Annotated in this window: 24 protein-coding genes; 9 read left to right on the forward strand and 15 right to left on the reverse strand. The window is 66.2% G+C overall.

Annotated elements, in window-relative coordinates; genetic code table 11:
- Positions 1-123: 123 nt before the first annotated feature.
- From JL11_RS07980 to JL11_RS08000, 5 genes are all read right to left on the reverse strand, one after another.
- Positions 124-759: a S24 family peptidase gene (locus JL11_RS07980; RefSeq protein ID WP_054765198.1), complete on the reverse strand. Its 636-nt coding sequence runs from the start codon at positions 757-759 to the stop codon at positions 124-126.
- 41 nt (positions 760-800) lie between these two features.
- Positions 801-1,241, reverse strand: a complete 441-nt coding sequence (locus JL11_RS07985) for a hypothetical protein (RefSeq protein ID WP_231681438.1) — start codon at positions 1,239-1,241, stop codon at positions 801-803.
- Positions 1,242-1,336: 95 nt separating this feature from the next.
- Positions 1,337-1,681 carry a hypothetical protein gene (locus tag JL11_RS07990; RefSeq protein WP_054765200.1) on the reverse strand — a complete coding sequence of 115 codons (345 nt, stop codon included), beginning with the start codon at positions 1,679-1,681 and terminating at the stop codon, positions 1,337-1,339.
- A 164-nt stretch (positions 1,682-1,845) separates the two neighbouring features.
- A complete protein-coding gene (locus JL11_RS07995) occupies positions 1,846-2,238 on the reverse strand; it encodes a PaaI family thioesterase (RefSeq protein ID WP_054765201.1) in 393 nt (130 codons plus the stop codon).
- A complete protein-coding gene (locus JL11_RS08000; RefSeq protein ID WP_054765202.1) occupies positions 2,235-2,699 on the reverse strand; it encodes a PaaI family thioesterase in 465 nt (154 codons plus the stop codon). Before JL11_RS08000 ends, JL11_RS07995 begins: the two co-directional genes overlap by 4 nt.
- Positions 2,700-2,778: 79 nt before the next feature.
- On the opposite strand from JL11_RS08000, the gene JL11_RS08005 reads away from it, so the two are divergent.
- Positions 2,779-3,810, forward strand: a complete 1,032-nt coding sequence (locus JL11_RS08005) for a ligase-associated DNA damage response exonuclease (protein WP_054765203.1) — start codon at positions 2,779-2,781, stop codon at positions 3,808-3,810.
- Between the two features lie 4 nt (positions 3,811-3,814).
- Here JL11_RS08005 and JL11_RS08010 read toward each other — a convergent pair whose 3' ends face one another.
- Positions 3,815-5,446 (reverse strand): response regulator, encoded by a 1,632-nt coding sequence (locus JL11_RS08010; RefSeq protein ID WP_054765204.1) that lies wholly within the window; start codon positions 5,444-5,446, stop codon positions 3,815-3,817.
- A gap of 241 nt (positions 5,447-5,687) precedes the next feature.
- Here JL11_RS08010 and queC point away from each other — a divergent pair, with 241 nt between their 5' ends.
- From queC to JL11_RS08025, 3 genes are read left to right on the forward strand one after another with little or no spacing between them, the layout of a single operon-like run.
- Positions 5,688-6,410 carry a 7-cyano-7-deazaguanine synthase QueC gene (gene queC / locus JL11_RS08015; protein ID WP_370866433.1) on the forward strand — a complete coding sequence of 241 codons (723 nt, stop codon included), beginning with the start codon at positions 5,688-5,690 and terminating at the stop codon, positions 6,408-6,410.
- Positions 6,407-7,042, forward strand: a complete 636-nt coding sequence (queE, locus tag JL11_RS08020; protein ID WP_054765206.1) for a 7-carboxy-7-deazaguanine synthase — start codon at positions 6,407-6,409, stop codon at positions 7,040-7,042. Before queC ends, queE begins: the two co-directional genes overlap by 4 nt.
- Positions 7,042-7,410: a 6-pyruvoyl trahydropterin synthase family protein gene (locus JL11_RS08025; RefSeq protein ID WP_054765207.1), complete on the forward strand. Its 369-nt coding sequence runs from the start codon at positions 7,042-7,044 to the stop codon at positions 7,408-7,410. The genes queE and JL11_RS08025 overlap by 1 nt, the downstream gene beginning before the upstream one ends.
- On the opposite strand, the gene JL11_RS08030 is transcribed toward JL11_RS08025, so the two are convergent.
- Together JL11_RS08030 and JL11_RS08035 are read right to left on the reverse strand one after the other, a co-directional pair.
- Positions 7,411-7,686: a hypothetical protein gene (locus JL11_RS08030; RefSeq protein ID WP_054765208.1), complete on the reverse strand. Its 276-nt coding sequence runs from the start codon at positions 7,684-7,686 to the stop codon at positions 7,411-7,413.
- Between the two features lie 120 nt (positions 7,687-7,806).
- Entirely contained in the window at positions 7,807-8,664 is an 858-nt protein-coding gene (locus tag JL11_RS08035) for a thioesterase family protein (protein ID WP_054765209.1), read from the reverse strand.
- Positions 8,665-8,810: 146 nt separating this feature from the next.
- Between JL11_RS08035 and JL11_RS08040 the strand changes: the two genes are divergently transcribed.
- Both JL11_RS08040 and JL11_RS17480 read left to right on the forward strand, forming a co-directional pair.
- Positions 8,811-9,305: a winged helix-turn-helix transcriptional regulator gene (locus JL11_RS08040; RefSeq protein WP_054765210.1), complete on the forward strand. Its 495-nt coding sequence runs from the start codon at positions 8,811-8,813 to the stop codon at positions 9,303-9,305.
- A gap of 9 nt (positions 9,306-9,314) precedes the next feature.
- Positions 9,315-9,941, forward strand: coding sequence for a hypothetical protein (locus JL11_RS17480; RefSeq protein WP_156314181.1), 627 nt, complete (start codon positions 9,315-9,317; stop codon positions 9,939-9,941).
- Between the two features lie 49 nt (positions 9,942-9,990).
- Here JL11_RS17480 and JL11_RS08050 read toward each other — a convergent pair whose 3' ends face one another.
- On the reverse strand, positions 9,991-11,211 hold the full coding sequence (locus JL11_RS08050) for an RtcB family protein (protein ID WP_054765212.1): 1,221 nt from the start codon (positions 11,209-11,211) through the stop codon (positions 9,991-9,993).
- A gap of 338 nt (positions 11,212-11,549) precedes the next feature.
- On the opposite strand from JL11_RS08050, the gene JL11_RS08055 reads away from it, so the two are divergent.
- Both JL11_RS08055 and JL11_RS08060 read left to right on the forward strand, forming a co-directional pair.
- Complete coding sequence (locus JL11_RS08055) at positions 11,550-12,251, forward strand: helix-turn-helix transcriptional regulator (RefSeq protein WP_054765213.1); 702 nt, start codon at positions 11,550-11,552, stop codon at positions 12,249-12,251.
- A gap of 54 nt (positions 12,252-12,305) precedes the next feature.
- Positions 12,306-12,656, forward strand: a complete 351-nt coding sequence (locus JL11_RS08060) for a VOC family protein (protein WP_054765214.1) — start codon at positions 12,306-12,308, stop codon at positions 12,654-12,656.
- On the opposite strand, the gene JL11_RS08065 is transcribed toward JL11_RS08060, so the two are convergent.
- The 4 genes from JL11_RS08065 to mnmA form a co-directional block, all read right to left on the reverse strand.
- Positions 12,653-13,723 (reverse strand): ATP-binding protein, encoded by a 1,071-nt coding sequence (locus JL11_RS08065; RefSeq protein ID WP_054765215.1) that lies wholly within the window; start codon positions 13,721-13,723, stop codon positions 12,653-12,655. The genes JL11_RS08060 and JL11_RS08065 overlap by 4 nt on opposite strands.
- Complete coding sequence (locus JL11_RS08070; protein WP_054765216.1) at positions 13,714-14,409, reverse strand: response regulator; 696 nt, start codon at positions 14,407-14,409, stop codon at positions 13,714-13,716. Before JL11_RS08070 ends, JL11_RS08065 begins: the two co-directional genes overlap by 10 nt.
- A 164-nt stretch (positions 14,410-14,573) precedes the next feature.
- Positions 14,574-16,892: a TonB-dependent receptor gene (locus tag JL11_RS08075; protein WP_054765217.1), complete on the reverse strand. Its 2,319-nt coding sequence runs from the start codon at positions 16,890-16,892 to the stop codon at positions 14,574-14,576.
- Between the two features lie 152 nt (positions 16,893-17,044).
- On the reverse strand, positions 17,045-18,259 hold the full coding sequence (gene mnmA, locus JL11_RS08080) for a tRNA 2-thiouridine(34) synthase MnmA (RefSeq protein ID WP_054765218.1): 1,215 nt from the start codon (positions 18,257-18,259) through the stop codon (positions 17,045-17,047).
- Between the two features lie 164 nt (positions 18,260-18,423).
- Between mnmA and JL11_RS17930 the strand changes: the two genes are divergently transcribed.
- Positions 18,424-18,630 (forward strand): hypothetical protein, encoded by a 207-nt coding sequence (locus JL11_RS17930; protein WP_231681440.1) that lies wholly within the window; start codon positions 18,424-18,426, stop codon positions 18,628-18,630.
- 9 nt (positions 18,631-18,639) lie between these two features.
- Here JL11_RS17930 and JL11_RS08085 read toward each other — a convergent pair whose 3' ends face one another.
- Entirely contained in the window at positions 18,640-18,834 is a 195-nt protein-coding gene (locus tag JL11_RS08085; protein ID WP_054765219.1) for a hypothetical protein, read from the reverse strand.
- Positions 18,835-18,967: 133 nt separating this feature from the next.
- Positions 18,968-19,252: a CtrA inhibitor SciP gene (gene sciP, locus JL11_RS08090; RefSeq protein WP_054765220.1), complete on the reverse strand. Its 285-nt coding sequence runs from the start codon at positions 19,250-19,252 to the stop codon at positions 18,968-18,970.
- Positions 19,253-19,265: the final 13 nt, after the last annotated feature.

Below are 19,265 nucleotides of genomic sequence, written 5' to 3' on the forward strand. Positions count from 1 at the left end.
CGCGCCCCGAAAGACCGCGCCAGCGGGGTCGTTCCTCCCCCCGTCGATCCCGCTGGAACGGTCGCCAGGCTCGCGGTTCGCCGTTTGAGCCCAGACCCCGTCCGGTTCGCCGGGCGGGGTCTTTTATTGGCTGACCCAGAGGATGCGGGCCATCCATTCGATGTCGCGCCGGGGCACCACCCGCGGCGGATAGTCGGGATTGATCGAGGACAGGGTGGCGCTGCGGGCGTTCAGCGCCGTCAGCTCCTTGGCCACCACCTCGCCCGAGGTCAGACGCGCCACGACCCGGTCGCCGCGCCGCACGGCTGGGTCGCCCCGGTCGACGATCACCCGGTCGCCCTCGCGGTACAGGGGCGCCATGGAATCCCCGCTGATCGTCAGACTGAAGGTGGTGGGATTGACCTGCGGCAGTTCGGTCTGGTCCCAGCCCTCGCCGGTCGGCAGGCCCGCCTCGTCGAAGAAGCCGTCCAGGCCCGCGCGGGCCAGGCCGAGCAGGGGCACGGTCGACGGGGTGGCGGGCGCGTCGTCGGCCAAGGCGGCGAAGTCGGCGAGGGATACGCCGGCCGCCTGAAGAACCAGGGTCAGGCTCTCGGTCGAGGGCCAGCGGGGCCGCGGCGGATCCCCGGCGCTGAACCGCTTGGACGGATTGAAACTGGTGGCGTCCAGCCCGGCCCGCCGCGCCAACCCCGACGGCGACAGGCCCTCGCGCCGCGCCAGGGCGTCGACGGCCTTCCATAGTTTTGCGTGGGACAGGGGCATGGCGTTCCCGACAATGAGTCGGCCCAGCCTAGAGTGAGAGCTTAGGAATTTCTACCTAGCTGATGCTCGGTCGCCGCCTTTCGTTCCTGCCAGACCCAGAAGGTGCCGACAGTCAGGCAGATGATGATGAGGTAGCCGTTCAGATTCATGATGGTGAACAGCGCGCTGACCGGCGTCCGGCCGTTCATCAGCAGGATGAGGTGGCACAGGACTGTGAGAAGTTGGATGGCTCCGGCCCATACGGGCCAAGCGCGGTTTGATCTCAAAGCGAGAACGGCAAACACGGCCAGCAGGATCAGGTCGATGAAGAAGACGCCCTGGGGAGCCTGATCGGCGCGGGGCGATTCCTGTTGGACGACAAGCGAAGCAAACCACGCCATCAGGTATGCGCTGGCGCCCGCCTTTTCAGTATTTCCGCCCTTGAGCAGCGCAAAAAGCGCCATCGTAACCATGAAGACGGCGCCTATGACGGCGTACATCATGTTTACCATAGTTGTCGCCCCCAAGCGTTTACGCGAGGGGGCGACTGTAGGCGATGTTAGGTTAAGTGATAATGAGGCCTAACCTTAACTTAATTTCATGCAACCGAGCGGAGATGATTGCGCGTGTCCTTCGGGTCAAGCCAGTCGTCCGGCTTGCCGATCGGGCCGGCGGCGTAGGTTCCGAAGCCGAGGCGACGGTGGTCCTTCTGCAACTCGCCGTGGCACGCCACGATGGATTCCCGCGCGGCGGCGAGGGCGGCGATGGTTTCCATGGCCTTGGCTTGCGAGGCCGTGGCGGCGACCGGCGACAGCGAGAGGTCGGCGCGCGCGCTGATGAAGGATTGAACCAGCGTCGTCGCTTGAGCGATGGCGGCGTCGATAGCGTGTTCCGTGGCGTGCAGATCAGCAGCCACGCCGGCGATGACTTCAGTACGGTCCATTGGGAAGCCCCTCAAACAAGGTTTACAATGGATAAATCCTAACACGGCTTAACCGCTTCTGGTAGTATATTGTTAACCTAATCGATCAATGTTGAGCGGGGAGGCGTTCTGGTGCGCAGGCGTCGTGCGGCCTTCCTCAGCTCAAGCAAAAGTCTTTGAAAAGGCTAAGAGTCCTCCAGAAGGAAGTGCGCGGTCAGGGAGGCGATGGGGCGGCTCCGGCTTTCCTGCCACGCCTCAGCCTGGACGTGAGCGATCCGCCGGCCAGCGCGGCTGATCTCGGCCCTGGCGAAGACGTCGACCGGACGGCCGGTCCTGAGATAGGCGACGGTGACGTTGATCGGCCGCGGCAGGCGCGAACTCGGAAACGCCAGGGCGATCTGTGCCATGGCCGTCATTTCCAACAGGGCGGCGGTTGAGCCGCCGTGCAGGGCCGGCAGCATCGGATTGCCGATCAACTGATCTGCAAAGGGCATGACCACCGTGACCTCGTCGCCGTTCATCTGGGTCTGGAGGTTCAGAAAGCGGGCGTAGGGAAGCCGATCCAGAAGCTCGCTCATGCGCCGACGTCTCCTGCGGGCGCCGGCTTGGCGCTGCGCGAGCGGTTCAGCACATAGGCCGACTGAGCCGCCGCAACCGGATCGGCGGGATCGTCCTCGAACGCCCAGCCGCGCACGAAGGCGATCGTGGGGGTTAAACGATAGCAGCTGGCTTGGGCCAAAAGGTCCACGCCCGGCCGGGCCGCGCGCATATAGTCCACCCGCAGGTCCAGGGTGGCGATCGGGTGGAAGGCGTCCATGGCGGTCCAGACGGCCAGGCCGCCGATATGGTCCAAGAGGGTCGTCACCAGCCCCCCGGCCAGCACCCCCGTGTCAGGATCGCCGACCAGGTCGGGCCGCCAGGGAACCCGAATGCGCGGCGCGCCGTCATGAAGCCCGTCGAAGATGAAGCCCAGAGCGCCCGTGTGGGCGGCGCCCGCCGCGAGTTGTGGCAGGATGGCGTCGACGAAACTGTCGTGCATGCGAAAGGGCGTCCGTGGAGTCGGTGACAGTCTTCTGTATGACGGGGCGACCCGACGGCGTCGAGAGCGTTACGCCCCCATGATCCGACCCGAAGATCTGCTGCATCCGACGCCGGCCGGCCTCTATTGCCCGCCCGGCGACTTCTACGTCGATCCGGTGCGCCCCGTGGATCGGGCCGTGATCACCCATGGCCATTCCGATCATGCGCGGGCGGGGCACGGCGCCGTGCTGGCCACGCGCCAGACCCTGGCCATCATGGCCGAGCGCTACGGCGACGCCTTTACGGCGCGGGAGCAGGCGGTCGAATACGCAGAGAGGGCCGCGATCAACGGGGTCGAGCTGCGGCTGTTTCCGGCAGGCCATGTCCTGGGATCCGCCCAGGTCGAGGTGCGCTGGAAGGGTCTGACCATGGTCGTGTCGGGCGATTACAAGCGGCGGCGCGATCCGACCTGTCCGGCGTTCGAACCCGTGCCTTGTCACGTCTTCATCTCTGAGGCGACTTTCGGCCTGCCTGTATTCCGCCATCCGCCGGCGCAGGATGAGATCGGTCGGCTGGTTCGGTCGCTGGCGCAGTTTCCTGACCGAGCCCATCTGGTCGGCGCCTACGCCTTGGGAAAGGCCCAGAGGATCATACGCACGCTGCGTGAGGCGGGCTGGGACCGACCCATCTATGTGCACGGCGCCATGGAGCGGCTGAACGCGCTCTATGAGCGCGAGGGCGTCGATCTGGGGCCGATCCTGCCGACGCGCGATCTCCCAAAGGGGGCGCTGGGAGGCGAGGTGGTGGTCGCGCCGCCGTCGGCCGTGCAGGATCGCTGGTCCCGGCGGTTCGCCGATCCGGTCGTGGCCTTCGCCTCGGGCTGGATGGGGGTAAGGGCGCGCGCCCGGCAGAAGGGGGTGGAGCTGCCCCTGGTCATCTCCGACCATGCCGACTGGGAGGAACTGGTCACGACCTTCGAGGAGCTGAAACCCAACGAGGTCTGGATCACCCATGGCCGGGAGGAGGGGCTTCTGCGCTGGGCCGAACTGAACGGCCAGAAGGCGCGCGCGCTGCGCCTAGTCGGCTATGACGAGGAGGATGAAGAGACGCTGGAGGTCCGGCCGGACTGAGCGATCAGCGCCGCGCCCGGCGAGGGGCCGGCGCCGACGTCTGCGTCTCGTCCTCGCCCTTGTTCTCGACGAGGGCCGCGTTCATCGCCATGCGCAGGCGCTCGGGCTTGATCGGCTTTTCCACCACGGCGGCCATGCCGACGGACAGATAGTGTTTGGCGTCTTCGGGATCGGCGTTGGCCGTCAGGGCGACGATGGGGGTGCGTCCCACCTCGCCGCCCAGGGCGCGGATGGCCTGGGTCGCCTGGACCCCGTCCATGCGCGGCATTTTGATGTCCATCAGGATCAGATCATAGCGACCTTCCTGAACCGCCTGGACCGCCTCCAGCCCGTCCTCCGCCAGTTCGGAACTGCAGCCGAACATTTCGCACAAGGCCTGGGCCACGACGCGGTTGGTGGCGTTGTCATCGACGATCAGCACGTGGGGCGCGGACTTCAGATCGAGTTCTGGCAGGCTCGAGACATTGGAGGCGGGCTCGACGACCGCTGCGGCGCGGCGCGCGGTGATGTCGAAGGCGAAGGTTGCGCCCCGACCCTTGTTGTTCTCGGCCCAGATCCGACCGCCCATACGCTCGATGACCTGGCGGCAGATGGACAGGCCCAGTCCGGCGCCGTCCGGGCCCGAGCCGTGGACGAAGGGTTCGAAGATGGAATCCACACGGTCGGCGTCGACGCCGGGGCCGTCGTCGCGAACCCGGGCCTCCATCCGCACCTGGTCGCCGTCGACCCAGGCCTTCAGCCCGGCCTCGACCACCCCATTGCGCGCGAATTTCAGCGCATTGCCGATCAGATTGTTGAACACCTGCTTCAGGCGGACTCCGTCGATGACGGCGGCCAGCTCCGTGTCGCCTTCGTAGCCGACCAGCAGGGTCACGCCGTCCTGGGAGGCGCGCGGCTCCCATAGGGATTGGACGTCGTCCATCACGGCCCGCAGCGGGGTGGCGACGGGGGTCAACTCCAGCTCTCCCGCCTCGGCCTTGGCCAGGTCGACGGCGTCCTGAAGGATGCGCAGCAGGTTTTCGGACGATTCGACGATGGTCTGCACATGGGCCTGGGCCGTCGTGCTCAAGGGCTGGCGGCGCAGCAGTTCGGCGACGGCCAAGACGCCGTTCATCGGGGTGCGAAGCTCATGGCTCATGATGGCCAGGAACTGGCTCTTGGCGCGGGCGGCGATGAGGGCCTGGGCGCGCGTGTCGTTGAGGGCTGCAGCTTGGTTGGCCAACTCCGCCTCGTGGCGCCGCTGGCGGTCTGTCGCGCTGCGGAGCAGGGTCGCAGCCGTGCCCACGCCGTGATAGCGGCCGTTTTTCGTCACGATGAAACCGCGCAGCAGGGCGGCGGGACCGCCCCTCAGCAGGATTTCACTGAAGGCGTCGATTTCAGCGTCGCCTTCCACCACCGCCGGCTCCGGGTCCATGGCGAAGGTGATCGGGCGCAGATCGTAGAGGGCGTGGCCGAAGCGGCCGGCGATCTTCTGTATGAAGGTGGTGCGTTCCACCAGGCCCAGGGGGCGGTCGTTCTCTACGACAGGTATGACCAAAGTGTCCGGTTCGCGCTCGAACCGGGCGAAAACCTCGCAGCCGAGCGTGGACGGACCTACCGGCTCGGGTTGTTCTGAAAGGGTCTCAATCGTCGGCATACTGCCTGGAACTCCTTACTCGCCTCCCATATGCACCAGTAGCGCTTGCCGATTAGTTAAGCCGGATCAGAAAGTTTCGGCCTGTACCCTCGGTGTCATCTCAGGGGCGGGCGCCGGCTGTTTCAGGATTTTGCGCCGGGGGCGGGTCTGGTGTAGAAGGCCCGCCCGACCCATCTGAGGTCCTCATCCCTTTGTGCATGCGCGCGGCCGACCGGCCGACCGCAGATTCGTCATGAGCGTCATCCTGGAAAAGTCTACGACATCGGCCCTGGTTCTCTTCTCCGGCGGGCAGGACAGCGCCACCTGTCTGGCCTGGGCGCTGGAGCGGTTCGGGCGGGTGGAGACGGTCGGCTTCGACTATGGCCAGCGTCACGTCGTGGAGATGAAGGCGCGCCAGGCGGTGCGTGCGGGGATGAAGACGGCCCTGCCGCAATGGGCCGACCGGCTGGGCGACGACCATGTGGTGGACCTGACCGGATACGGCCGGATCGCCGAAAGCGCCCTGACCGCCGACCGCAAGATCGAGATGGATGCGCGCGGCCTGCCGACCACCTTTGTCCCCGGGCGCAACTTGATCTTCCTCGTGGCGGCGGCGGCCCTGGCGGATCGGCGCGGGCTGGAGGTGCTGGTCGGCGGCATGTGCGAGACGGACTATTCCGGCTATCCCGACTGTCGCCACGAGACGATGGAGGCCATGGCGCGGGCCCTGTCGCTGGGGCTGGACAAGCCGGTGGTGATCGAGACCCCGCTGATGTGGCTGACCAAGGCCCAGACCTGGGACCTGGCGGATACGATCGGCGGGGCGCCGCTGGTCGAGCTGATCATTGAGGACAGCCACACCTGCTATCAGGGCGATCGGACGCATCGCCACGCCTGGGGCTATGGCTGCGGCCAATGCCCCGCGTGCGAGTTGCGGGCGGCGGGGCATGCGGAATGGGGCGCCGGCCGAGGCGCTCAGACGTGACCTATTCGGCCAAGGAAGTGTTTCTGACGGTCCAGGGCGAGGGCGGACAGGCGGGGCGGCCGGCGGTCTTTCTGCGCTTCGCCGGCTGCAATCTGTGGAGCGGGCGCGAGCAGGATCGGGCGAGCGCCGTCTGCAGCTTCTGTGATACGGACTTCGTCGGCGTGGACGGGGACGGCGGGGGCAAGTTCGCCACCGCGGACGGGCTGGCCGATCATGTCGCGGCGATGTGGCGGGGCCGGCAAGGCGATCCGAAACTGGTGGTCTGCACCGGCGGAGAGCCCCTGCTGCAGCTGGACGCGCCGCTGGTCGCGGCCCTGCACGCGCGCGGTTTCGAGATCGCCATAGAGAGCAACGGCACCCTGGCGGCGCCCGACGGGATCGACTGGATCTGCGTCAGCCCAAAGGCGGACGCAGACGTGATCCAGATCAAGGGGCAGGAGCTGAAGCTGGTCTATCCGCAGCCCAAGGCCCCGCCCGAGCGGTTCGAACACCTGGCGTTCGAACGGTTCTGGCTCCAGCCCCTGGACGGCCCCGACCAGGCGGAGAACACCGCCGCCGCCATCGAATATTGCCTGACCCATCCCCAGTGGCGCCTGAGCGTCCAGACCCACAAATACATCGGCGTCCGCTAATGCCCGTCTTCGAAATCACCAAACAGGCGACCTTCGACGCCGCCCACCACTTCCCCAACGAACCCGAGGGCAGCATCTATCGTCGCGTCCACGGCCACTCCTTTACGGTCGAGGCGACGATCCGGTCGGAGACCCTGGACGCCGAGCACAACTGGGTCGCGGACCTGGGGGCGCTGGACCGGGCGCTGAAGTCGGCGGCGGAGCAGCTGGACCACGGCATGCTGAACGAGCACGAGGGGCTGGAGCTGCCCAGCCTGGAAAACCTGTGCCTGTGGTTCGCCAAGACCCTGAAACCGGACTGGCCGGGCCTGTGCCGGGTGCAGGTGGCGCGGCCGACGATCAACGAGCGGTGCGTGCTGTCGCTGTAGTCAGCAGCTTTTGCCCTGCCTCTGCCGCTGTTCGCAGCGGCGTTGTTCGCGTTCGTACTCGCGCTGTTCGCGTTCGCGGCGGGCGCGGGTTTCCTCGTCGGAGGTGGTGACGGCGTCGAAGCCGGCGCCCACGACCGCGCCGCCGGCCTTGGCCGCGCCGCCCACGACGGCGGCGGTTCCGCCGACCACGGCGCCGGCGACGCAGCCCTGGAGCATCAAGGCTCCGCCCATGACGACGGCGGTCTGACAAGCGGCGATAAGACGGCTGCGACGCATGGGTGAGACACCAGAGATTTGGAAGAGAGGATAGGGGCGACGACAGCGACGTCCGGAGCCTACTCCAGAGATTTCGAATAGTCCCTGATAATGATGAACGCAGGCTGACCGTGGTCGGGATCAGCCGGCCCGTTGCGGCAACAGTTTGCGACGTTGGCGCGAGATGGCCAGCGGGCTTCCGTCGGCGCCCCAGGCGGTGGCTTCGTCCACCGTCCAGCCCAGGCCCAGATCCAGCATCCGGAACTCGAAGAAGGCCCAGCCCTCGGGCGCCGTCTGCGGCGTCGGGTCGGTCAGAATGTCGATACGCAGATCGACGGTGGTCATGGGGGCGGGGGTGGAGGAGGCGGTCCAGGCCGGGGGATAGAGGGCGTCCAGCAGATAGCAGAGGCCGACCTCGTCCAGCGGGCGGCGGTCAGCCATCCGCATCCAGGTGCGTTCGATCACCGGCTTGCCGGCATTGCCGCCCAGAATGTTAGGCCCGCCGTCGAACCGGTATTCGACGTGCTGGGCGAAATGGGGCGACATCGGGCCCTGGATGGTGGCGGCGGGGTTCAGGCCGTCCAGCGAGGGCGGCGGCCGATGAAGCGGGGCGAGCGGCGGGGCGTCGCCGTCCAGCCCGTAGGTTCCGGTGGCGTGATGGGTCATGCGGCCGTCCTGTTCCGCCTCGACCGCCGCATAGATCACATTGCGTCCGCCCTTCAGCAGACGCGGGCGAAAGGCGACCTGATCGCCGAACTGCGCCGCCGACAGATACTGGACCGACAAGGTGCGTAAGGGCGCCGTCAGGGACAGGCCCTGCCGCATCGCCTGGGCGCACAGGGCCGCCAGCAGGCCGCCGAAGGGGAAGCCCTTTTCCGGCGGCAGGCCCGAGGGGCCATTTGAGAAATGACCGGGCACGGGCGCCGACAGGCCGCGGTCGTCCAGGGTGTGGAAGCTCAGGGCGGCGTCGAGGGAGATGGGGTGAGTCGTATCGGCCATGGGCGCCATCCTGCGTCAGGCGAAGAAGGGACGGAAGGCGCTGCGTTCTGGAGGGGTTGCAGGTCCGTTGTCAAACAAGACTTACCGAGCCGGTTCGGATTGGCAACCCTCTTGCCAACCGCCTGACGCGGGGTCACTTTTGTCGCATGGGACGCACCGCAGACTACAGCCGCCAAAGCTGCTCCATCGCCGCCACCCTGGAGGTGATCGGCGATCCGTGGACCCTGCTGGTCATTCGCGACGCCTTCAACGGGGTCAGCCGGTTCGAGCAATGGCAGGACAATCTGGGCGTGGCGCGCAACGTCCTGGCCGCGCGTCTGAAAAGCCTGGTCCAGCACGGGGTGCTGGAGCCGCGCCCCTATTCCGAACGGCCCCCGCGCAACGAATATGTGCTGACGCCCAAGGGCAAGGATCTGTACGGGGTTCTGGTGACCCTGCACGGCTGGGGCGCCAAACACGTCTATGGCGAGACCGACTGCGGCATCGACATGGTCCACTCGACCTGCGGCGCCACCCTGACCCCGCGCATCGCCTGCGGCTGCTGCGGCGAGATCGTCAAGCCGAGGGACATCCGGCTGACGCGGGCGGAGAACCGGCCGACGGTGGGGGATGTGATGCCGAAGGATGATGAGGCGGCTTAGGGGGCTCGCTTGCACCGGCCTGCGCTTCTGAACTGGTTTGCTGATCTTCTCGGCGAACCGCCTCGGCGGGTCGCGGGGGGTGATCTCTTGAGGCCGCAGCCTCATGTCGGACCGTTCGCCTATATGGCGCGACTTTACGACCCATTGGCCGCCGGCGATCTGAATGGCTGGTTGTCCGGAGCGAACTGTTCTCGCAATGACTACACACGCTTCCTGGAGACCGCCGCCAACGGTCTTAGATTTGTGAGCCTCAATCTCTACGGCGTGATCCACAGTATAGATCGGTCGGTAGGGCCTGGCGCAGGACAGCCGATAAGCATCGACTACGGAAATCTCATCGAAAGACCTGCCGGAATGGATGAGGGTCAGATGGTTATCGGCGGAGCGGTCGGCTGGTCCTCACGCGGAGTTTTTATCATCGACGACCAGGGACGGGTTCGATTGACACACCACGCGGACGCCCACGACATTGCGGCCGAATGGGACAGTCTGGAGGCCATGCTGAAGGCCGAGACCACGCGCATAGCTTCGCTTCTGGATCTGACGGGCGCGCCCCTTTCGACACATACGGCTTTGATGCACCCAGGAGGACGGCGTTGGGAGACCAAAGCGGAGCCGTTGACCACGGTTCACTAAGTTCAGAACGACGAAAGCCGGCCCCACCCTGCGGTGAAACCGGCTCCCGTCATCCCTTGACGCACACCACCTGACGCACGGTGTGCACGACCTCGATCAGGTCGGTCTGGGCCGCGATGACCGCGTCGATGTCCTTATAGGCCATCGGGGTTTCGTCGATCACCTCGGCGTCCTTGCGGCATTCCACGCCCTCGGTGGCGCGGACGTGGTCCTCGATCGTGAAGCGGCGCTTGGCCTCGGTCCGGCTCATGGCCCGACCGGCGCCGTGCGAGCAGGTGCAGAACGAATCCGCATTGCCCTTGCCGCGGACGATGAAGGACTTCGCCCCCATCGAGCCGGGGATGATGCCCAGTTCGCCGTCCTTGGCCGACACGGCCCCCTTGCGGGTCAGGAAGACGTCCTTGCCGAAATGCTTCTCCTTGGAGACGTAGTTGTGGTGGCAGTTCACCGCCTCCTGCGTCGTCTCCAGATCCGGCCAGAAGGCCTTCAGCACCCCGAGCACGCTGTCCATCATCACCTCGCGGTTGGCGCGCGCGTATTTCTGCGCCCACGACACCGCCCGCACATAGTCGACGAAGCCGTCCGTCCCTTCCGGAAAATAGGCCAGGTCCTGGTCGGGCAGGTTGATGTGCCAGCGGCGCATCTCGTGCTTGGCCCGTTCGATGAAATAGGTCCCGAACCGGTTGCCCACCCCGCGCGAGCCGGAGTGAAGCATCACCCACACGTCGCCCGCCTCGTCGAGGCACAGCTCGATGAAGTGGTTGCCCGTGCCCAGGGTGCCCAGGTGGCCGAAGCCGCGCGGGTGCGCCGCCTTGGGGTGTTTTTCCACCACGGCGTCATAGCCCGCCTTCAGATCGGCCCAACGGGTGACCGCCGAGGCCGGCGGTTCGGCCGCCCAGGCGCCCTTGTCGTTGCGCCCGCCGTTGTCGGTGCGGCCGTGCGGAACGGCGGCCTCGATGGCGGAGCGGATGGCCGACAGGTCGTCGGGCAGGTGTTCGGCGCGGATCGAGGTCCGCACCGCCATCATGCCGCAGCCGATGTCCACGCCCACGGCGGCCGGGATGATGGCTCCCACGGTCGGGATCACCGACCCCACCGTCGCGCCCATGCCCCAGTGCACGTCCGGCATGACCGCGACGTGCTTGTGGATGAACGGCAGCGAGGCCACGTTCTTCAGCTGTTTCAGCGCCGCATCCTCGATGGGCACCCCTCGGGTCCAGGCCTTGATCGGCACATGGTCCGGGGTTTCGATTACGTCATAACCACGCATGGCCGACGTCTCCTTCTCTGTCTGTGATCCTCCCGGACCGGCGAGAAAAGGAGCCCCGCAGACGCAAGAAACCCCTCCGGCCGGAAGCGGGAGGGGTTTCTGGAAAGCCGAAGTCGATAGACCCGCTGCTCCCTATGCGCCCCTCACGCACGCGCCCTCGCCTTGGACCGACAGGCGGTCCAAGCTCTTGGGCGCGTTCATGGCGACGTATTGGGCGAACATGGGTGTCTCTTCTTCGGAGGCGGCCGGATACACGGCCAAGGCGGTGCGCGGCAACCCCTGATCCCAAAAAACCTGATGCTGCCGCTTTCTGTCAGCATCTCTGCTAGGCTCGCGTCGTGTCCCGGTCCGAACGCCTGCTTGATCTTCTGAACGCCCTGCGGCGACGACGCCGGCCGGTCAGCGGTCGCGCGCTGGCCGAGGAGATGGGTGTCAGTCTGCGCACCCTGTATCGCGACATCGCCAGCCTACAGGCGCAGGGGGCGACGATCGAGGGGGAGCCGGGGGTCGGCTATGTGCTGAAGCCGGGCTATCTGCTGCCGCCGCTGATGTTCACGCCGGAGGAGGTGGAGGCCCTGGTGCTGGGTTCGCGCTGGGTGGCGGACCGGGCCGATGCGCGGATGCGGGACGCCGCCCTGGGGGCGCTGGCGCGGATCGCGGCGGTCCTGCCCCCGGATCTGCGCGACGAGATGGAGACCTCGGCCCTGCTGGTCGTGCCGGGGGCGCCGTTTCCGACCGATCTGGTCGATCCCGCCCTGTTGAGAAAGGCGATCCGCACCGAGCGGCGGCTGAGGCTGTGTTACCGCGACGAGGCGGGCAAGGCGTCAGAACGGGTGGTCTGGCCCTTCGCCCTGGTCTTCTTCGACCGGGTGCGGCTGCTGCTGGCCTGGTGCGAGTTGCGACAGGATTTCCGCAGTTTCCGCACCGACCGGATCGTCGAGGCGGAGGTGACGGAGGCCCGCTATCCCGCCCGGCGTCAGGCCCTGCTGAAGACCTGGCATGAGGCGCAGGAAAAACGGGCGGAAGCAGGATCATGCTGACAGGAACTGGCAGCAGGGCGGTCTAGGTTTGTTCTCGCAAAAACCGGAGGGCGCATGACCGAGATCGAAGACATTCCACTGAGCGTCGCCGACCCGGAGGCCGCGGCGCGCTTCTACGCCCGGCTGCTGCGGCGAACGCCGCTGGAAGCGGGACCGGATCGCGCCGTCTTCATTCTGTCGACCCGGCGGACGCTGAGCCTGTGGCGTTCGGCACAGCCGGCGTCTCGACCGGGAGACGCCCTGGAACTGCGCATGAAGGCGCCGTCCGTGGTGGATGAACTGCATATGGACTGGTGGGATCGCGGCGCGCGGATCGTCTTGCCGCCGATGGACACCCGTCAGGGGCGGGCCTTCGTCGCGAGCGATCCCGACGGCAACCGCATCCGGGTCTTCGCCGCCGGCTAGACCGCGGGTCGGCGCGCGGGCTGACGTGGAATCTCCAGGGTGAAGAGGGAGCCGCCTGCGACGGTGTTACGGTGAAGGGCGAGCCCGCCGTGAGCCTCCGCGATCGCCCGGACGACCGCCAATCCCAGGCCCGAGCCCGTGGCCGATGGGTCGCGCTTGAAGGGGTGAAAGATGTGGGCGGCGCGATCGGCGTCTATGCCGGGGCCGCTGTCCTCGATCGAAATCCGGGCGAAGGCGCCGAAGGTGGCCGTGCGGATCACCAGCGGACCCGGAACGGCGTGTCGCCGCGCGTTTTCGAGCAGGGCCAGGGCGGCCTGTCTGAGGCGTGTCGGATCGCAGACGGCCAGGGCGGGCTCCAGGCGCCACTGGGCTTCGAAACCGGCGGCGCTCAGGCTGGGCTGTACGATTTCGCGCAGGGCGCCGATCTCTTGGGACAGATCGACCGCCTCAAGCTGGAGATCCAGGTGGTTGCTTTCGGCCAGGCTGACCACCCGCAGATCCTCGACGATGCGCGCCAGGCCCTCGATCTGACGCCTCAAACTGGTCAGGGTGTGATCGTCGATCTGGAACACCCCGTCGGCGACGCCCTCCAGACGTCCCTTCAGAATGGTGACCGGGGTGCGCAATTCGTGGGCGATCTTGGCGTTCCAGGCGATGCGTTCCTCGGCGTGCGCCTGAAGCCGTTGCGCCATTCGGTTGAAGTCTTCGACCAGTTGGGCGGTTTCGCGAAGGGCGCGTTTGCCGACGGTGGCGCGAGCGGTCAGGTCGCCCTCTGAAATCCGTTGGGCCGTAATAGCCAGGGACGCGAGTGGAAGGACGATCTGCCGAGCCAGCAGGGCGCCGGCCATGACGGCCAGGCCGATCGCCGTCAGGACCGCTGCAACGATGACCGCATAGTCGACGGCCTGGGGCTTCCAGTGATGCGGCGCGGCGACCACGCCGGGATGGTTTTCAAACACCCAGGCATAGACGAAGAAGGCGCAGAACGCGCTGAGGATGAAGCCGGTCAGGGTGACCAGGCCGATCCGAGCCGCCACATTGCGCCCTATGCCGTCGGTCAGGGGCAAGCGTCAGGCTCCAGCCGGTAGCCGACGCCCCGGACATTGGCGACCAGACCGACGGCGCCGGCGGCCTCCAGCTTGCGTCGAAGATGGCTGAAATGGCTGTCGATCGTGCGTTCCTGAACGTCCTGGTTTGGGAAGCAGGCGTCCAGGATTTCGGCGCGGGTGAAGACCCGCAGCGGAATCCGCGCCATATGGGCCAGCATTTTGAACTCGGTCAGGGTAAGGTCCAGTCGGCGACGTCCGTCGGGCGTGATGACGGCGGCGAGGTAGTTCTCAAGCTGGATTTCGACCGGCCCGACCCTCAGCACCTTGGCGTCGGGCGCGCCCACGGTGCGCCGGAGGATGGCGTGGACGCGCGCGACGACTTCGACGGGTTTGAAAGGCTTGACGATATAGTCGTCAGCGCCGATCCGAAGCGCCTGAAGCTTGTCCAGATCCTGGTCCAGCGCCGTGACCATGATGACCGGCGTTTCTCCGCGCCGGCGCAGTTCGCCCAGGACGTCCCAGCCGTCGCGATTGGGCATCCGCACGTCCAGCAGCACCATGTCGGGCTTCAGAGAGGCATGGAGATCAAGCGCCTGCTGCCCGTCCGAGGCGGTCGCGGTTCGAAAGCCCTCGCGACGCATATAGGCGTCCAGAATTTCGACGATTTCGCCTTCGTCATCGGCGATCAAGACAAGACTGCTCATGAAACCTCCGTCCCCCGCCATCGCGCCGCGCGCCCGGCCCGTCCAGCAGAACCATGCGGCTTCGGACAAACTTCATCCGCTCTCCACAAAATCTGGATAATCCGACAAAGAAAACCCCCTCCCGCGCTGGGCGGGAGGGGGCGATCTGACCGGGAGGAGGACGGTCAGTAGGAGGCGCGCAGCTCGATGCCGAAGGTGCGCGGGTTGTTGAAGTTGCCGTAGTCGCCCAGCGTGCCCCGGTTCGAGGGGTCGCGGCGGTAGACATAGGTCTCGTCCAGCAGGTTGCGCGACCACAGGGCCACTTCCAGATCGGGGCCGCCTTCACGGGTGGCGATGTCGGCCACCGCGATGCGGGCGTTCACCAGGAACGAGGAGTCGTTCTTGATTTCGAACTGGTCGAAGCTGTGGCTGGCGTCGGCGTAGTTGGCGTCGATGTGAGCCTTCAGCGTCGCGCCCATGAAGGGCGAGTTCCAGTCCGCGGCCACGCTGGCGGCGTTCTCAGGCGTATAGGCGATGAACACCTTCTGCACCTGATTGTTGAACGGGTTCACCGTGTCCGGGATCTTGGCATCCGTATAGGCGTAGGAGGCCGACAGCGTCAGATAGTCGTTGGCGCGGAACTGGCCTTCCAACTCCAGGCCCCGGATCTTGGTGGTGCCGGGGGCGTTGATCGTTTCCAGCGTGTTGCGGGTCGAGGCGCCGATCACGGTGACAAGGCTGAAGTCGATCTGGCTGTCGGTGCGGTCCATCGCATAGACGGCCGCGTTCAGCCGCACCCGACGGTCGAACAGGTCGCTCTTCAGGCCCAGCTCATAGGCCTTCACCTCTTCCGGATCGAAGGAGCGATAGGTCAGCGAGCGCGACGAGGCGCCGCCGGCCCGATAGCCGGTCGAATATTTGCCGTAGACGTTGACGCTGTCGGTCAGGTCATAGGCCAGGGTGACCAGCGGATCGAAACGATCGACCGAGGTGTTGAAGCTGAGATTGGTCGGCGCGTTGTTCACCATCTCCAGCTTGCCGTCCTTGTCATCCCAGGTGTAGCGGCCGCCGACCGTCAGGTGCAGGGCGTCCAGCTGGGCCGGGGTCCAGGTCGCCTGACCATAGACCGCCTTGGATTCGGCGTGAGCCGTCGACTTGCGGTCCAGCGAGCGGGAGCCGCGGATGGTCGGGGTGGGGTCCAGGATGGTGTAGCCCGTGCCGTCGGCGTTCCATTGGTTCGTCGAAGGCGTGGCCGCATCGTCCGACACGGTTTCCTTGAAGTAGAAGACGCCGCCGACATAGTCGATGCTGTCGCCCAGCGAACCGACCGCCTGGACTTCCTGGCTGAACTGGTGCTGCCAGAAGCCGGCCAGGGAGTAGCGCGAGAACTTGCCATTCGGGCCGGTCACCGGCGGACGGTGGGCGCCGGCGATATTGTCGTACTGCTCGACGTCCAGGTCGCGATAGGCGGTGATCGAACGCAGTTCCAGCGCGTCGCTGGGGCGATAGGACAGATGCAGATCCGTCCCGCGCGTGTCATCGACGCTCCACTGCTGAGGCACGCCGATGTCGGCCTGCGTCATGCGCTCCGAACCTTCGACCTGCACCAGGGGCGACAGGGCGCGGATCGAGCCGCTCGGCACGGTGGCCGAGGTCCACGGCACGACCGTCAGGCCGTTCGGGTTGAAGTTCAGCAGCTGGCTGTAGAACGGGGTGTTCTTGTCCTTGCCGATGTCGGCCGCCAGATCGGCGGTGAAGTTTTCGGCCGGGGTCCAGCGGGTCTGGAAGCGCAGACCGCGGCGGTCGTACTGGCCAAAGCCCGTCTCGCCCGGCAGGATGTTCTTGGTGACGGGCCCCTGAACCGCGATCACGCCGTCCACCTTGAAGGCGAAGTCGCCCAGGGCCGGAAAATCGACGTGCAGTTCGGAGTTGTAGGAGTCCAGGTTGCCGACGCCGGCGACGGCGCGCATGCCGAACTCGCCCGTGGGCTTCTTGGTCACCAGCGACAGGGCGCCGCCTTCGGTGTTGCGGCCGAACAGGGTGCCTTGCGGCCCCTTCAGGACTTCCACCCGTTCGATGTCGAGCAGGGCGGAAGCGAGGCCGTGCTGACGCGCCAGATAGACGCCGTCGACATAGACGCCGACGCCCTGTTCACGGGCGGGTTGGTTGGCGTCGTTCGGCACAATGCCGCGAATGCCGATGGTTAGGGCCGATTGGCGCGCTTCAAAGGTGGCGACGCGAAGGCTGGGCACAGCGCCGTCGGCCAGATCCATCAGGCTCTGAACGTGGCGGTTTTCCAGCGATTCCGAACCCATGACCGATATGGAGATCGGCGTGTCTTGCAGATTGGTTTCACGCTTGGTGGCGGTGACGACGATGTCGGCCAGGCCGGTCGGCGTCGGATCGACGGCGACGGGATCGCTGCCGGCGAAGGCGGAAACGGGCGCGGCGAGAAGCGCGGTCCCCAGCAAAAGCTGGAGGCGGAGTTTGTTTTGACGTTGCATTTATTTCCCCTGCTTGGTCAGGCCGGGGATTAGGGCATTACTGCAATGATCAGTTTAAAGAAATATAACGCAGCTGTGCATTATTGTTGAATGGGGTCTCAATCAATATTCGACGAAAATCAACTCAAAATCCACCCGATCTCCACAATTGTCTAGGCTGTCGCTACGGCGGTCGTGTCGCGGATGAAGCCGCCGCCCAGGACGCGGTCGGGGTCGGTCGGATCGTAAAGGGCGCAGGCCTGGCCGGGGGCGACGCCTTCCTCGCCTTCGTCGAAAACCACGCAGACGTCGCCGTCGATCAGGGCCAGACGGGCGGGGGAGGGCTGGCGGGTCGAGCGGACGCGGGCCAGGACGGGGAGGGCGGACGCAGCGGCCTCGACGAGGGTGGCCTCGTCGCCCAGCCAGTTGGTCTCTTCCAGCGTCAGAGACGCGGTCAGCAGGGCTTCGCGCGGGCCGACGACGACGCGGCGGGTTTCGGGCTCCAGCCTGACGACGAACAGGGGCTCGCCCACCGCGACGTTCAGGCCCCGGCGCTGGCCGATGGTGTAGTCGGTGATGCCGGCATGGCGTCCCAGCACCCGACCGTCCATGTGCACGATCTCGCCGGCCTCGCGCCCTTGCGGGCGCAGGCGGTCGATCAGGGTGCGGTAGTCGCCGGAGGGCACGAAACAGATGTCCTGGCTGTCCGGCTTGGCGGCGATCTTCAGCCCCAGTTCGGCGGCGACGCCGCGCACCTGGGGCTTTTCCAGATCGGCCAGCGGAAAGCGCAGATAGTCGAGCTGGTCCTGGGTGGTGGCGAACAGAAAGTAGGACTGGTCGCGCGAATGGTCGACCGCCTTCCTCATCTGCGAGCGATTGCCGACGGCGGCGCGGCGGACGTAGTGGCCCGTGGCCATGGCCTCGGCGCCCAGGTCGCGGGCGACGTCCAGCAGGTCGCGGAACTTGACCGTCTGATTGCAGCGGATGCAGGGAACCGGGGTCTGGCCCTTCAGATAGGAGTCGGCGAATTGGTCGATCACCGCGTCCTTGAACCGGCTCTCATAGTCCAGGACATAGTGGGGGATGCCTATGGTTTCTGCGGCTAAACGGGCGTCGTGGATGTCCTGACCCGCGCAGCAGGCGCCCTTCTTCTTCAGGGCCGCGCCGTGGTCGTAGAGTTGAAGGGTCACCCCGACGACGTCATAGCCCGCCTTGTGCAGCAGGGCGGCGACGACGGTGGAATCGACCCCGCCGGACATGGCGGCGACGACGCGCGCTCCGACCGGCAGGCCGACCGCCGCCCGAGCGCTCTCGACCGCCGCATCCATGTCGGTGCGGCGGATGTCGGGAACGGGGCAGAGATCTTCGACCAGGGTCATGGCCGCCATTTAGTGCGGAACTGGCGCGATTTCGAGGCTTCAGCGCAAGCGTGCAGGAATAACCATGCGATCGTGCAACACCTGAGCGCTCTCGATGCGAAGATCGTCGTGACGATAGGCGATGACATGTCTGGGCGAACTGACCCGCTCGCTTGGCGCGCCAGGTGACGCGCATGGCGAAGATTAAACAGTCTCACCGTCTCATGGTCCAACGAGAGCGATTTGGACGCAGCATGGTTTGGGTGTTGGGCCAGCAGGCGAAAAGCGGTGGTCAACAGCAGTCTGTAGCGAGCGCCGGCGGCTTCGCCGAAATCAACGGCGCTGGTTCGAAGGATCGCCTCGATCTGGCTTTGCGCCCGAGGCGCCACGACGAGGCGTAGAGGCAAGGGTCAGCGGCCGAGGCTGTCGAGCCAGGCCTCGATATTCTCAACCTCTATACCGAGGCCCGCGTCCAACTCGTCCAAACCTTCTTGGATTTTGGACTTGAGCGCGGTCAGCTGCGTCTCTTGCTGCAACATATCCGACAGCGCGCTTTGGATGACCGCTGATCGGTCGCTAAACGCGCCTGAACCAACCTTTTTCATCAACGAAGGCCTCAAGCTGTTCGCTGAGATGTACGGCGAAGGTCGTCATGCCTGGAATTTAACACAGGCGCTTCCAACGACAAGGGCCGCACCCGTCGCCGGATGCGGCCCTCTTCGTCTTCGGGGAGAAGCCTTAGGAGCGGTAGCTCTGAATCCGCGTCGTGCGCAGACCCTGCATGCCCCATTTGTCTATGGCCTTCTGCCAGGCGAGGAATTCTTCCGCCGTCAGGCGGTACTTCGCCAGGGCGTCGTCAAGGCTGAGCAGGCCGCCGCGCACGGCGGCGACGACCTCGGCCTTGCGGCGGATCACCCACCGGTCCGTGTTGGCCGGGGGCAGATCGTTCAGGGTCAGGGGCGTGCCAGTCGGTCCGACCACGTATTGTTCGCCTTTGCTATTCAGGCGTCGCTCTTGCAACATGGGCTTATGCCTC

Origin of the sequence: Brevundimonas sp. DS20 (assembly GCF_001310255.1) — a bacterium.
Lineage (GTDB): Bacteria > Pseudomonadota > Alphaproteobacteria > Caulobacterales > Caulobacteraceae > Brevundimonas > Brevundimonas aurantiaca.